Source organism: Nocardia sp. GP40, assembly GCF_050434125.1.
Classification (GTDB): domain Bacteria; phylum Actinomycetota; class Actinomycetes; order Mycobacteriales; family Mycobacteriaceae; genus Nocardia; species Nocardia albiluteola.
Genome location: NZ_JBNPVW010000033.1, coordinates 12,594 through 27,262 on the forward strand (window position 1 = coordinate 12,594; position 14,669 = coordinate 27,262).

Sequence of the window (14,669 nt, forward strand, 5' to 3'; positions counted from 1 at the left end):
GTGTGGAGCCGGCGTCAAGCGTTGGGGTAGATGACACGGGCGGAGTGGGGATCGAGCCATGCTGGAGGTGTGACGGACAACTCCAGCGCATAGCGCTCGGACTCGTCTTGGCTGGAAGGAAAGGTGGTCCAGTTGGCTGCGCGTACCGACAGTTCGGGGTGTTCACGGAAGTAGTTGGCGGCTCTCTGGAAGACCTCGGCTTCCTGGACCATATCCCCGTCGCGGTAGAAGGCGACGGTCGCGGATAGGAAGGCTGCGGCGTCCGTGCTGTCGGTATCAAGGGTGGAGGCTATGCGTTTCAACCCGATGAGCCGGTATTCCGGTGTGTCCCAGGCAGGTTCGGTGCCCGTCTCGGGCTGATCCTCAGTATTCGACATCACCTCAGCATGCCAGCAGATGCGCCACCAGGCGTGCCTGTGCGAGGGGGAATTTGCTCGCGCCGGTGTACATCACGTGGCCCCTGGCAGCCGGTGAGTTCATCGGACGGGTCATCCGTCGAGGCAATTTCGTGGATCGGGGAAGCCGAGTTCGGTGTATCCGGGTGCTCGTTCGTGCAGTGTTCGGGCGATGACGGGTGTGAGGGCGTCGTGGTAGTCGTGCACGGTGGCTGTGGTTTTGCCGGGGTGTGCTCGGGTGATGCGGCCGACGTACTGGACCAGGCGGCCTTTGAATTTCACCGGCGCGGCGAGGAACAGGGTGTCCAGGGCTGGGCAGTCGAACCCTTCGCCGATGTAAGGGCCGGTGCCGACGATCGTCAGTGGTGCCCCGCTGGCGCGGCGTGTGGCGATGGCCTCGGTCACCGCTTGGCGTTCGCGGGCAGCCATCCCGCCACGTAGGACCATGACCTCATCCACGCCGGCGGCGGTGAGCTTGTCGGTGATGGCGGTGAGGTGGTCGAGCCAGGTGGTCAGCACGAGTATGTTCGCGCCTTGGGTGTGTGCGGTGGTGACATCGGTGACGATCTGGGCCAGGCGGTCCTGGTCAGCGACCAGAGCGCGGTAGATCTTGGCCATCGCGCCTGGCTGTGCCGGGTCGATGTCCGGGGCGTAGGCGAAAGCGGTGGGGTGTACGTGCAGCACCGGATGCGGTGCCGGGACGGCACCTTGGGAGGGCAGTTGGCCCGCTTTCGGTGCTTCGATGGTGTGAGTGTGGGAGCCGAGTTGGTGGTAGATGAGGTCATCGAGCCGGTCACGGCGATACGGTGTGGCGGTCAAGCCCAGCCAATACTTGGCCGGGATCTTGTTCAACACGTCGGTGAAGGCACTGGCCGCCACGTGATGGCATTCGTCGACCACGACGAAGCCGTACCCGCCGGTGAGTTCCTCGATATTGGCTCGGCGGGCCAGGGTGGGCAGCAGAGCGACGTCGATGATGCCGGTGGTCTTGGATCGGCCGCCGCCGATCTGCCCGCATTTCACGCCGAGGTACTCGGCGATCCGGGCGCGCCATTGATCGGCGAGTGCTTTGCGGTCGACGATGACCGGCGTCGAGGTGGATCGGGCGGCGATCGCCGCGCAAGCGATGACGGTCTTACCGGTTCCCGGGGGCGCCACAACCAGTGACGCGTCGACGGGCTCGAGGGCGCGCAGCGCGTGCTGTTGTTCTGGGCGGAGCTCTGCTGTGCAGGTGAGGTTTTGCGCGGTGCCTTCGTGGCGGGTGTCGTCGATGTGAAGGCTGCTGCCGGCGGATTCGATCAGCGTTGTCAACAGTGGCACCAGCCCGCGGGGCAGGAGCAGGTCGCCGTCGAGGGTTTCGTCGTAGCTGCGCAGGAATCGTGGTGTGTCCCAGGTGCTGCGGCGGGCGCGCTGGCGGGCAAAGAATTCCGGGTTCGGGATGGAGGCCGCGTGCTTGACCGCCGAGATCATCGCCGGGCCCAGATCGGTGGCCGTCAACCGGATGCGGGCGGCGAACGTTGCCCGTACCAGCGCGGCGGGCTGGGGCACGATCTTCGACGAGGTCGGCAGACGCAGGCGGCGAACATCGTGGCCGGTCTTGGGTTGGGGCAGCGAGTTGGCCAGGGCGCCAACGTGTTTGGGGGACAGGCGCGCGATGCTGGACAGATACGCCCGCTGGTCGTCGAACGGCTCCAGGGTGGCCGGGTCCAGGAATACGGTGGTGCCGTGCTGGCGGCGGGCTCCGGCCAATGGTGCGGCGATGAGATTGCCGACCCCGCGTCCGGTGTGCGTGTCTTGCGACGGGAACAGCCGATCGTAGCTGGACAGGCTCATCCGGCCGCGCAACCCGATGGCCTCGGCGAGCAGGCCGGTAGCGATCCGCCGGGCCGATACGGCGGGCGTGGCAGCGGCGAAGAAAATCCACACGTGAGCACCGTGTCCGGACTGGGACACCTCGAGGGCGGCCGGAATATCGGTGGCGCGAGCGGCTTTCAGATAGGCCAGGGCATCGAGCATGGCAGTGTCCTTGTCGAAGTCCGCGGCGACCCACCAGCAGGTGTCGTCATCGGCCAACGGATACAGCCCGATATGGTGCTTGCCCCGCAGATGCTGATCGACGACGTCTTCGGTCAGCGGCAGGTACGACGCGTCCGCGGTCGACATGCCCTTGCGCCAGTGGCCGCGGATCGCAGGAGCCCATCCCGATCGGCCATCGTGGCGGTTTTCCCAGCGCACCGCGTAGACATCGGAGCGGGCGCCGAACAGATCCAGATAGAACCGGACCTTCGCCTCCGGACTCGCATGCCGGTGGATCGGCGTCCCAGTAGCTGTCTGGTCGGGTAGTGCGGCGCGTGCCTGGGTTTCGGTCAGCGCCAGCAGATTCCGCAGCCGAGTGTTCTCCGCACGCAGAGCGTCGAGTTCGCCGGGATAACCGTCCACGGGCATACAGTCTGCACCCCCGCGCCGCTCGACATCGAAACCTTCCCCACCCGCAAACGCGCCTACGCGAATCAAGCGTCTGCGTTCACGCCCGGCATCTCGCTGCCTGTGCCGCGTACCGACCTGCAGCAGGCCGCTTTCAGCGTCAGGAGTCCGAGACCGATGGGGAACCGGGCGGATTCTCGGGGTAGCCGGGGAAACGCAGTCCGAGGATGTCGAGGCTGGCGCGTCGGTTCTTACAGCAGGCGGCTCATGATGATCGCGTCCCAGAGTTCCCCCGTTGCGGCACCGGTAGTGCGCGCGCAGCGTTCCTTCCACATCGAAGCCGACGTGCTGGTAGAGGCCGATCGCGGGGAGGTTGTGCGGCCTCCTCGAGGCAGCCGGCCCCGGCGGCCTTCAACGACGCCGACCACTCGATGAGCGACGATGACACCGGATTCCGCTGCATCACAACAGAATTGAGCGAACAGACGCCGTAATCGGCGGCGGGCGACGATGAGCAAGATCAAGGTGCCGGTGAGGCTGGCAGGGCTGACGAACAGGCGGCGCGGATGACACCGGAGCAGGAGAGGGAGCAGTGCGAGAATGCCGCGCTGCACCGTCGTCTCGAGTTGGCGCGGGAGCGCGACGCACGAGGGCGGGAGCGGTGATCGGGTCACAGTAGCAGGGCGCCAGCACCATCCGGTTGTCGCGCTCGTGAACGAGGTCGTGGTAGCGGGTCCGGTCGATGATCCAGTGGGACCCGCCGATATGAATCCCCGAACTGAAACGCCAAACAGATGCGATCGGCGCGGAAGCGGCGGCGAGAGCCGAGGGGTGCGGGAGTTGACCAAAGTGGACGCGCGGTAGTACGGAAAGGCTAGCGGCGACGGCGGGGCGGATACGAACAACGGAAAATCGGGGGGATCGGGGTCGTCGCGGGAGAGATGATCGGAAACGGTTCGCCCATGATCGGTGACGTGACATGTTATTTGTGATCTTCCGTGACGTTGCCGTAACTCGATTCACATGACGCGAGTAACGCGGTAGTCGATCTTGAGGTGGGCCAATATGGTTTGTATGGAGGAATCGGTGTTTGGATCGGAGCTGCGGCGTCTGAGGGGGGCGGCGAAGCTGTCGTTGCCGGTTTTCGCCGCTCGAACCCATTACAGCAAGGGGTATCTCAGTCGAGTTGAGAACGGGCGCGCCAGGCCCAACAGAAGACTTGCGGAAATATGCGATGACGTATTGGGGGCCGATGGTGCCCTAGTGGCCATAATTTCGACTGAAGAACGTGACAGGAGCAGTTCCGCCGCAAGATTTTCCGGTTTACCTCCTGTTCCTCGACGGTTCGTCGACAGGCATACGGAGCTGGAGCAGGTCCGTGCGACATTGCTAAGAAGAGGCGGCGAAGTATGTGCACTGGTCGGTATGGCGGGCGCTGGCAAGACCGCGGTAGCGGTGAGGGCTGCGTGGAGTGTGGAGAGTCATTTTCGCGATGGGTGTTTATTTTTCGATCTTCGGAGCTATTCTCCAGTATCGGCGCCGGTATCGAGCGCTGATGTATTGGATAGCGTGCTGCGGACACTTGGTGTGCCGGGTGCTGAGATACCGGTCGATTTGGATGGTCGCGCCAATCTCTACCGCCATCGCCTTCGGAATGCGCAGCTGTTACTGATTTTCGACAATGTTGGTAGTGCGCAGCAATTGGTGCCGTTGCTGCCCGGCGGTCCGTCGTGCGGTGTTCTCGTGACCAGTCGCAGTCGGATGGTCGCTCTGGACGATGCCGTTCATATCTCGGTGGGAGTTCTGCCGATGAGCGATGGGGTTCGATTATTCCGATCGATCTGCGGGGATACATTGTCGCTGGACGAGGGGGCTGTGATGCATGTCGTGGAGCGGTGCGGGAATCTGCCGTTGGCTATGCGGATCGCAGCTGCACGCATGCGAGACGCCCCCGACGAGGAGCACGAGGAGATCGTGCAGCGCCTCGCCGACGAGGCGGAATTGATCGACCTGCTCGACGACGGCGAGCGAAGCGTTATAGCCGCATTTCGATTATCCTACGGCAATCTATCAAACACCCTGCAGAGTTTCTTCGGACTGCTGGCATTGCTCCCCGGGAGCGATTTCGATGCACGAGCTGCGGCCGGGCTGGCAGGGGTGACCTTGCGGTCGGCCACGCGCATGCTCAGCGACTTGCATGACGCGCATATGATTGTCCGGAAAGCCGGCCGTCACTACGGCTTCCATGACCTGGTGCGGCTCTTCGCGGTTGATCAGGCGCTGGGTGATCTGCCGGGTGAGGATCGGGACGCTGCTCTCGGCAGACTGCTCGACTACAGCATTTTCCAAGCAGAGGCCTGCACGGAATTCATTGCCCCGCATCGTGTTCGGGTTCCGCTGGTGTTGGAGCAGCTGCCCGCCGTCGCGATCGGGTTCGCCGATCGTGGTAGCGCGTTGGCGTGGATCGGCCGTGAATGGCCCAACCTGGTCGAGTTGTGCAAGGTAGCGGCTGATCGCGGCATGCACACGCGGTGCTGGCAGCTGGCGATGGTGATGCGGGACTTCTTCTACCTTTCCAAACTGTGGGATCCGTGGATCGAAACCCACACCATCGCGGTAGCCGCCGCGCGGGCAGCGGCCGACCGCCGGGCCTGGGGAACCAGTCTCAATAATCTCGGCATTGCGCACGCGGACCGCGGCGACCTAGCGGTCGCCGCGGCCTACTACAAGCAGGCACATGCAGTACTGAGCGACACCGACGATGAACATGGCCTGATGAACGCTGCCTGTAATCTCGGCTGGGTTGATCTGTACCGCGGAAACCATACGGACGCGTTCGAAAATTTGCGAGACGCCTACGATTTCTATCAGCGAAGCAACGCGAAGCGTAATGCCGCGATCACGCTGCGTGGTATCGCTCTGACCGAAACGGAACTCGGATCTTTCAGCGATGCCCTTTCCCATGCCCAGCAGGCGTGGACCGAGGCCCAGGACCTCGGCCTGGAACTGGATACCGCCATGTCCCTCACCTGCATCGCATGGGCGCACTACCGTAACGGTCGCTACCAGGAAGCGCTACAATTCTACGAACGGGCTGTCCGGGAATGTGAGCGTTGCGGAAGCCCTTACGAAACCGCCCGCGCCCTGATCGGCATCGGAAACGTCCACGCTGAAACCGGAAATTACAGCCTGGCGGAGGAGCTGTGGGTGCAGGCCTCGCAAACGCATTCGACACTCAATCCAGAAATGGTAGGCGAGGTTCGAATACGGCAACTTTTCATCACCGAGGAAAATAAGCGGGGATAGGAGCCTGTGGCGACTCGCAGGGAATGCGCAGCTATTCAGCGCGCTGCGCGGTACGCATACCGGTGAGCCGGTCGCTGGAAATAGCTTTGACAATAATGAGGGAGAAAAGACAGTTGGCCGTGGTGGTGGCCACAGATTCCCAGGCTGTAAACTGAAGAAGGAAAGCTATTATCGAGGACCAGATCAAAACTCGGGCTGTGAACTGCAATGCGGCCTTCATGACCATCCTTACCGATGTTTACCGATCTTTGCTGGCCGAGTTGCCAGCCAGGAAATATCATCGCCCCGTCGTCGACCTGAGCGATAGAGGTTACCGGTTTCCTGCAGTTCCGAAAACCATGAAACCGCCTACTGCCTGGAGGCAGGCGAAGACGCGGCGGGGTTCCGACGCGCACTATCTATCGAACGTCAGTTCGATAGGCGAGTTGGAGGTGTAATTGCATCGGTCGCACTCATCTTCCCGTTCATCTCTGTTCTGTCGAGATTTCGAGATCAACATCAGCGTTTGATTATATGAGTGGCTGTTACTGTTTTGATAGTTTTTGGCATGTTCGTGCGGGTATCCCGATTATCGGAATCTTCAGGTTGATTCGTTTCGATTGAGGTTTCGAGGCCGTGCCATCGGTTGGGGTGCGGTCTCGATCCATGTTCCCAGAGGGAACAAGCACATGGGGATGCGCAATGTACACCGATGATCAGAGTCTAGGGTTCGTCGCCGACGGCGACTCCGCACCGCGGGTATTCATCAGCTACTCGCACGACACGCCCGAGCACAAGGAGTTGGTGCTGCGGTTCGCCACCTTCCTGAGGGCGGAGGCAGGTGTCGACGTCCGCATGGACATCTGGTTCGACAACCAGCGGCGGGATTGGTCGCTGTGGGCGATCGAGCAGCTCGCGGACGCCGATTTCGTGGTGATCATCGCCTCGCCCGACTACAAGCGACGCGCCGATGGAACCGCACGCCCGGACGAGGGGCGCGGCGCGCAGTTCGAGGCCGCGATCATCCGCGACAACCTCACCCGCGATCTTCGCGACCAGGTGCGCCGGGTACTGCCGGTGGTCCTGCCGGGCCGGTCGATCGACGAGATCCCCAGGTTCCTAGCCGCATACTCCACCACCCGCTACGTCATCGACGACTTCACACTCACCGGGATCGCCGATCTGCTCGTAGCCATGACCGGCGTGTCCGAACATGCGATGCCGCGTCGTGGCCGTTTCGTCGGATCTCCTTTCGCGGGATCCACCCGAGGCTCTCCACCGAGCCTGCCGGCCCCCGCCGTCCAGTCCGGGGCACGCATGGACTCGGTCGCTGTTCCGCTACAGCACAACCACATACAGGTCATTTCCGGTGAGATCCCGCGACGGCCACGCCATTTCGTCGTCCGCGCCGAGTTGCAGCATGCGCGGCGACTGTCCGATTCGTCACGAGTGGTTGTCGTGGTCACCGGACTGCGCGGGGTCGGGAAAACGCATCTGGCCGCCGCGATCGCCCGCGACACCATCAAAGCGGGCAACGCACTGGTCGGATGGATCAACGCCGGCACCACCGACACCACGCACGCGGGCATGGCCGAGATCGCCGCACAGCTCGAAGTCGCCGACCCCGCCGGGGACGCCGAGAAATCAGCTCACCACCTGCGCGACTACCTCTCGAGCAAGACCGAGCCGGGACTGCTGGTGTTCGACAATGCCACCGACCCCGACCAGATCCGGCGCCTGCTCCCGGTCGCAGGCCACACCCGAGTCATCATCACGACTACCAACCACCAGTTCGCCGCCCTTGGCGAGCTCGTGGACCTGGGCGTCTACACCCGAGATGAATCGATCGAATATCTGACCAAGGCCACGGGTTTGACCGAGCCGGCCGAGGCCGCCGATCTGACCGAACTGCTGGGGGATCTGCCGCTGGCGTTGTCGGTCGCGGCCGCAACGATCACCGGCCGCCGCCTGGACTACCCCCACTACCGGCAACTCCTCACCGAGCAACTACTCACCCACGTGCTGAAACGGCAGACCGGCCACGACTATCCGCTGCCGCTGGTGCAGGCGATCCTGCTGTCGATCCAGACCGTGGAAACCGCGACCGACGCCCCCGACGTCGACGCCAAGGTGCGATACCTGCTGCAAATCATCGCGATGTTCTCCTCCGCCGGTGTTCAGCGAATCCTGCTACCCGAACCCGGCTGGGCCCTGGACGAAGCCCTGGAACGGTGCGTCTCGGCGTCGCTGTTGTCGTGGTCCACCGCTGGTGATGCGGTCATCATGCACAAATTGGTCGCCAGAGTCCTGCGCGAGCGCGCGCAAGCCGACGATCTTGTGGCCGCGGCCGTCGCGGTGATCCAACCCCTGCTGTTCGACCGGTCCGAGGCCTGGACGAACAGGGAACTCGGAACACACATCGTCGCCCAGATCGACGCGTTGTGGCAGACCGGACTACCCGCGAGAGCGCGCGCCTCTATCGCTGAACGCGCGTTGGCGGCACGCGACTGGGCCGTGGAACAACTCGTCGAATCCGCCTACACCACCCGGTCAATCGCCCTTGCAACAGCCACCCTCACCGACTACACCCAGATCCTGGGCCCCGACCACCCCGGGACCCTGCAGGCCCGCCACAACCTCGCCTACGCCCACCGCGCGATCGGCCGCCTCAGCAAAGCGATCGACCTGTACCGGGACGTGCTCACCGACCGGACCAAGATCCTGGGCGCCGAACACCCCAGCACCCTCGCAACCCTCAACGGTCTCGCCTACGCCTGCCAGCTGATGGGAAATCTGACCGAGGCGATCCCCCTGTTCAAGACCGTCCTCGCGGGCCGTGACCGCGTGCTGGGAAACGATCACCCCAGCACCCTGACCTCACGCAACGGCCTGGCCTACGCCTACGCCTCCGCGGGCCGCCTCGCCGAAGCAATCGAGCTATACCGGGCCGTACTCACCGACCGGGAACGAGTCCTGGGTCTCGACCACGCCGACACCCTCACCACGCGTCACAATCTCGCTGGCGCCTACCGATGGGCCGGACGCCTCACCGAGGCGATCCACCTCTATCAGCAAGTACTGGCCGACCGCGCACGCGTTCTCGGGCCCGACCACCCCTGGACGACCCGATCCCGTCACAACCTCGCCGGCGCCTACCGCACCGCCGGACATCTGGACAAAGCGCTCCAGCTCTACCGCGACGTCCTGACTGAACGACTACAGGTCCTGGGCCCGGACCACCCCGGCACCCTGACCACCCGCAACAAACTCGCCCGCACCTACAGCGCCAAGGGCCAACTCGACCGCGCCGTCGAGCTCTACCGCGACGTCGCCGACGACTACGCCCGCATCCTCGGACCCGACCACCCCGGCACCCTCCGAGCCCGCAACGGCCTGGCCCGAACCCTCCAAGCCAATAAACGGCTCCATGAAGCCATCGACCTGCACGAGCAAGTGATCGCCGACCGCACCCGGGTCCTGGGCCCCGACCATCCCGACACCCTCAGCTCCCGCCACTACCTCGCCCGCACCCACGGCGCCGCAGGACACGTCGACGAAGCGATCCGCATCTACCGCGGCGTGCTCGCGGACCGGGAACGACTCCTCGGGCCCGACCACCCCGGCACCCTCGCCACCCGCCGCGGCCTGGCCCACGCCTACAGAGCCGCAGACCGACTCGACGACGCAGTCCACCTCTACCAAACCGCGTCAATCGAACACATCCCGGCGCCCGATACACACCAGGACAAACTCCTGCGGCTGTACCAGGCCATCGTCAACGACAGCCTCCGAGTCCTGGGCCCGACCCACCCCGACACCCTCATCTGCCGCGGCCGCCTGGCCAACGCCTACGAATCAACCCACCAACACCCCGAAGCGATCCGCCACTACCAAGCAGTACTCGCTGACTGCGAACGCGCACTCAGCCCCGGCCACCCCCTCACCACCCAAATACGCGCCAGCCTCGCCGGCCTCCGCAGAACCCCGATACTCCTCGGACCAGACGACGACGAGGTCCACACCACACCCGCACCGAAATAGCGGAATCAACAATTAGAGCTCGAGCCGATCTACCGCGACTGGACAGTGCACCTGATTCAAACACCGCATTCGGAAACCAACACAGGCTGCCCGGACGGGGCGGTGAAACCGCGAAAATACTTCTGTGCCAATAAAATAACTGCATAGCCACCAGTGCGAAATCCTGCGGGGGAAATCTGTGACCGCGAGGCCGCCGCACGGGATCAGCTTCATCGTTCCCTGTTTCAACAGCGGCAGTTACCTCCTGGGCGCCGTGGATTCCCTGATAGCCCAGCCGCTTTCGATTCAGTTCGAGATCATCGTCGTTGATGACGGCTCCGATGATCCGGCTACCCAGTCACCCACGAGCGGGCCTTAGTACTGCAACGGCACTCGGCTGAGTCCGTGCTGGTAGATCTGGTGTGTGGTGTTGGATCGTGTTGTGGCCGAGTTGGATTCGTTGATGTCGAGGATCGGGAGCCGGTTCACGCGTTCGGAGCCGCGGGCTCGGGCGCGGGAGTATGTGACCGGGTTGACGGCGGGTCTGGAGCGTAAGAACGGGTGGACGTTATCCGAACGCGCTGGTGAGGTGGGGCCGGACGGGATGCAGCGGCTGTTGCGCAAGGCTGACTGGGACGTCGAGGGGGTCCGCGACGATGTGCGCTCGTTCGTGGTCGAGCACCTCGGCGACCCGGAGGCGGTGGTGGCCGCTGACGAGACCGGATTCCTGAAGAAGGGCGTGAAGTCGGCCGGGGTGCAACGTCAGTACTCCGGTACCGCAGGTCGGACTGAGAACTGCCAGATCGGGGTGTTCTTGGCGTATGCGTCGAGACATGGGCACGCATTGATCGACCGGGAGCTCTATCTGCCCGAATCGTGGACCTCGGACCGGGATCGCTGCCGCGCGGCCGGGATCCCGGACGAGGTCGAGTTCGCCACCAAACCACGGCAGGTGATCGCCATGCTGGAACGAGTCCTCGCCGCCGAGATCCCGTTCGCGTGGTTCACCGCCGACGAGGCCTACGGTCAGGCCGGCTACCTGCGTGACTGGCTCGAAGACCACGACGTGTTCTATGTGATGGCCACCCGCTGCGACCAGCAGGTCACTACCCGCGCGGACCGCGTCGCCCGGGCTGATGTGCTGGTCGGCGAGTTCGCGGCTGCATCCTGGCAGCGGTTGTCGGTCGGCGCCGGCGCGCACGGGCCTCGTGAATTCGACTGGGCGCGCCGCCAGATCGAGGGCACCTGGAGCAAAGGTCGCGGGCACTGGCTGCTGGCACGCCGCAGCATCAGCGACCCCACCGAGATCGCCTACTACCTGTGCTACGGCCCGAAACAATCCCGGCTGGTGGATCTGGCCTTCACAGCCGGGTCGCGCTGGCATATCGAGGAGGCGTTTCAGCAGGCCAAGGGCGAGGCCGGGCTCGATCACTACCAGGTCCGCGACTGGCGGGCCTGGTATGCCCACATCACCTTGTCGATGCTCGCACTGGCCTGGCTGGCAGCATCCAAAGCCATTGCCGCAAAAGGGGACTCACCGACAACGTCGAAGGCATGATCGCTCTCACACTACCGGAGATCCGCCGCCTGCTCGTCGCATTCGTCCTCACCCGCCACCACATCGCCGACCACACCTGGTCCTGGTCACGCTGGCGGCGACGCCGCCAGCATCAAGCCAGACTCAGCCACTACCGCCGACGAGGCCACCCACTCACCTGACAGCCGAGTGCCGTTGCAGTATTAGGCGGCGAATATGCTGGCGCGGTGACCGATGCCCCCCAGCGCGACAACACTGACCCTGCGATGCTGCCCACGACGTTCGTACCGGCAGAGCTCGAAGGTGTTGTATACGTACGCTGGGTAGAGGCCGGATACTTCCACGCCACCACCGACAGCGGCAAACCTCCGTACGCGATCGTGATCCCGCCGCCGAACGTGACGGGCCGACTTCACATGGGCCACGCCTTCGAGCACACCCAGATCGACGCGCTGACTCGCCGCAAGCGCATGCAGGGCTTCGAAACGCTCTGGCAGCCGGGCATGGACCACGCCGGAATCGCCACCCAGAACGTCGTGGAACGCGAACTCGCCAAGGAAGGACTGTCCCGCCACGATCTGGGCCGCGAGCAGTTCGTCGAACGGGTGTGGGCGTGGAAGAACTCGTCTGGCGGGCAGATCTCGGGCCAGATGCGCCGCCTCGGCGACGGCGTTGACTGGGACCGTGAACGGTTCACCATGGACGAGGGCCTGTCCAGGGCGGTGCAGACGATCTTCAAACGCCTCTACGATGACGGGCTGATCTACCGAGCCGAACGCATCATCAACTGGTGCCCCCGCTGCATGACCGCCCTGTCCGATATCGAGGTCGAATATCAGGACGACGACGGTGAACTGGTGTCTATCCGATACGGCGACGGCGATGCCGCAATCGTCGTCGCCACCACCCGCGCGGAAACCATGCTCGGGGACACCGCGGTCGCGGTCCATCCCGATGACGACCGCTACCGGCAGCTGATCGGCACCGAGATCGAGCTGCCACTGACCGGCCGCAAGATCCCGATCATTGCCGATGAGCATGTGGACCCCGAATTCGGGACGGGCGCAGTCAAGGTCACCCCAGCCCATGACCCCAACGACTTCGAGATCGGCCAACGCCACCAGCTGCCCTCGATCACCGTGCTCGACGAGCGCGCTGTGATCATCACGCACGGCCCATTCCAAGGCCTGGACCGGTTCGAGGCCCGCGCCTCGATCGTGGCCGCGCTCCGCGCCGAGGGGCGAATCGTCGCCGAGAAACGGCCCTACGTGCATGCAGTCGGGCACTGCTCCCGCTGCGGAACAACCATCGAGCCGCGTCAATCTTTGCAGTGGTGGGTGAAGGTCGAACCCCTGGCGAAGATGGCCGGCGACGCGGTGCGGGACGGCCGAGTTCGAATCCACCCCGCAACCCTGGAAGCCCGATATTTCGCGTGGGTGGACAACCTGCGGGACTGGTGCATCTCCCGGCAACTGTGGTGGGGGCATCGGATCCCCGTCTGGTACGGACCGGACGGGCAGAGCGTCTGCGTCGGCCCCGACGAGCAGGCCCCCGAGGGATGGGTGCAAGATGCCGACGTGCTCGACACCTGGTTCTCCTCCGGGTTGTGGCCGTTCTCCACGCTCGGCTGGCCCGAGCAGACCCCGGCGCTGGAGAAGTTCTACCCGAACTCCATCCTGTTCACCGGGTACGACCTGATGTTTTTCTGGATCGCCCGGATGATGATGTTCGGGCTCTACATCTCCGACGGCCAGACTCCACCGTTCTCCACGATCGCCCTGCACGGCATGGTCCGCGACAAGCACGGCAAGAAAATGTCCAAGAGCTTCGGCAATGTCGTCGACCCGATCGACTGGATGGACGCCTACGGCACCGATGCGCTCCGATTCGCCTTGGCTCGGGCCGCCAACCCAGGCACCGACGCCCCGATCGCCGAGGAATCCGTCGCCGGCGCCAGAAGCTTCACCACGAAGATCTGGAACGCCACCCGCTTCGCACTCCTCAACGGTGCCACCGTCGCTGGCGAGCCACCCGAGCCCACGGCAGTGTCCACGGTCGATCGCTGGATTCTGTCCCGGCTTGGTCGCGTGATCGAACAGGCTGACGCCTTGTTCGAGGACTACCAGTTCGCGAAGCTGTCCGAGTTGCTGTATCACTTCGCGTGGGACGAAGTATTCGACTGGTACCTCGAACTCAGCAAGACCGCGTTCACCGCAGCCGAACCACACGCGGACACCTCACGGCGAGTACTCGGACATGTGCTGGATGTTCTTCTGCGGCTGTTGCATCCGATCATTCCGTTCGTCACCGACAAGCTGTGGACCACGCTCACCGGCCAGGAGTCGGTTGTGATCGCACCCTGGCCCACAGATCCCGGATTCCGCGACGAAGCAGCCGAGACCGAGGTCATCCAGCTGCAGGAATTCGTCACCGAGGTCCGGCGATTCCGCTCGGACCAAGGACTCCGCCCGACACAGCCTGTGCCCGCCGAACTTCAACTCACCGAGGCACTCGCACGGCACGAGCCAGCAATCCGGCAACTAGTACGCCTCACCCCAGCCGCGGCCGACTTCCGCGCGACAGCAGTCCTACCGATCGGACAGGCCACCGTAAGCCTGGACCTGTCCGGAGCAATCGACGTCGAGGCCGAGCGTCGCAGACTTACCAAGGACCTGGCCGTCGCCCAGAAAGAGCTGGACAACACACAAAGAAAGCTGGGCAACAAGAACTTCCTGGCCAAAGCCCCCGACGACGTCGTACAAGGCATACGGGACCGAGGAACAAAAGCTGAACAAGACATCCGGCGGATCGAAGAGCAGCTCGCGAGCCTGGCAGGCCGTATGTAGGGGCAGCGCGGCCACCTCCGGCGTGGCTCGCCCCACGTCGGGCGGTGCCACGACAACCTCCTGTGACTGACCATCGTCGCAGACCACTACCGATTCGTCGTCGGCGTCGACACCCACGCCGCAACACACAGCTACGCCGTCGTCGAATCCCCGACCGGCCGC

The 14,669-nt window shown here is 64.1% G+C and carries 9 protein-coding genes; 6 read left to right on the forward strand and 3 right to left on the reverse strand.

The window, feature by feature from the left end; all coding sequences use genetic code 11:
• Window positions 1-14: 14 nt before the first annotated feature.
• Together ABH933_RS44715 and ABH933_RS44720 are read right to left on the reverse strand one after the other, a co-directional pair.
• Window positions 15-377 carry a hypothetical protein gene (locus ABH933_RS44715; protein WP_429429119.1) on the reverse strand — a complete coding sequence of 121 codons (363 nt, stop codon included), beginning with the start codon at window positions 375-377 and terminating at the stop codon, window positions 15-17.
• A 111-nt stretch (window positions 378-488) separates the two neighbouring features.
• Window positions 489-2,840, reverse strand: coding sequence for a TOTE conflict system archaeo-eukaryotic primase domain-containing protein (locus ABH933_RS44720; RefSeq protein ID WP_429429120.1), 2,352 nt, complete (start codon window positions 2,838-2,840; stop codon window positions 489-491).
• Window positions 2,841-3,893: 1,053 nt separating this feature from the next.
• On the opposite strand from ABH933_RS44720, the gene ABH933_RS44725 reads away from it, so the two are divergent.
• Window positions 3,894-6,125, forward strand: a complete 2,232-nt coding sequence (locus ABH933_RS44725) for an ATP-binding protein (RefSeq protein ID WP_429429122.1) — start codon at window positions 3,894-3,896, stop codon at window positions 6,123-6,125.
• 31 nt (window positions 6,126-6,156) lie between these two features.
• On the opposite strand, the gene ABH933_RS44730 is transcribed toward ABH933_RS44725, so the two are convergent.
• Window positions 6,157-6,345: a hypothetical protein gene (locus ABH933_RS44730; protein ID WP_429429124.1), complete on the reverse strand. Its 189-nt coding sequence runs from the start codon at window positions 6,343-6,345 to the stop codon at window positions 6,157-6,159.
• Between the two features lie 461 nt (window positions 6,346-6,806).
• Between ABH933_RS44730 and fxsT the strand changes: the two genes are divergently transcribed.
• From fxsT to ABH933_RS44755, 5 genes are all read left to right on the forward strand, one after another.
• Window positions 6,807-10,145: an FxSxx-COOH system tetratricopeptide repeat protein gene (gene fxsT / locus ABH933_RS44735; RefSeq protein WP_429429126.1), complete on the forward strand. Its 3,339-nt coding sequence runs from the start codon at window positions 6,807-6,809 to the stop codon at window positions 10,143-10,145.
• A 178-nt stretch (window positions 10,146-10,323) separates the two neighbouring features.
• On the forward strand, window positions 10,324-10,503 hold the full coding sequence (locus tag ABH933_RS44740; protein ID WP_429429128.1) for a glycosyltransferase: 180 nt from the start codon (window positions 10,324-10,326) through the stop codon (window positions 10,501-10,503).
• Between the two features lie 45 nt (window positions 10,504-10,548).
• Window positions 10,549-11,682, forward strand: a complete 1,134-nt coding sequence (locus tag ABH933_RS44745) for an IS701 family transposase (RefSeq protein WP_429429129.1) — start codon at window positions 10,549-10,551, stop codon at window positions 11,680-11,682.
• The gene (locus ABH933_RS44750) at window positions 11,679-11,843 is read left to right on the forward strand and encodes a hypothetical protein (RefSeq protein ID WP_429429131.1); all 165 of its coding nucleotides are present in this window, start codon (window positions 11,679-11,681) and stop codon (window positions 11,841-11,843) included. Before ABH933_RS44745 ends, ABH933_RS44750 begins: the two co-directional genes overlap by 4 nt.
• Before the next feature lie 45 nt (window positions 11,844-11,888).
• A complete protein-coding gene (locus ABH933_RS44755; RefSeq protein WP_429429133.1) occupies window positions 11,889-14,507 on the forward strand; it encodes a valine--tRNA ligase in 2,619 nt (872 codons plus the stop codon).
• Window positions 14,508-14,669: the final 162 nt, after the last annotated feature.

Coding starts and splice junctions, on each gene's coding strand:
- fxsT (WP_429429126.1), top strand. CDS start 6,807: ATGTACACCGATGATCAGAGTCTAGGGTTCGTCGCCGACGGCGACTCC.
- ABH933_RS44720 (WP_429429120.1), bottom strand. CDS start 2,840: ATGCCCGTGGACGGTTATCCCGGCGAACTCGACGCTCTGCGTGCGGAG.
- ABH933_RS44715 (WP_429429119.1), bottom strand. CDS start 377: ATGTCGAATACTGAGGATCAGCCCGAGACGGGCACCGAACCTGCCTGG.
- ABH933_RS44730 (WP_429429124.1), bottom strand. CDS start 6,345: ATGAAGGCCGCATTGCAGTTCACAGCCCGAGTTTTGATCTGGTCCTCG.
- ABH933_RS44725 (WP_429429122.1), top strand. CDS start 3,894: ATGGAGGAATCGGTGTTTGGATCGGAGCTGCGGCGTCTGAGGGGGGCG.
- ABH933_RS44750 (WP_429429131.1), top strand. CDS start 11,679: ATGATCGCTCTCACACTACCGGAGATCCGCCGCCTGCTCGTCGCATTC.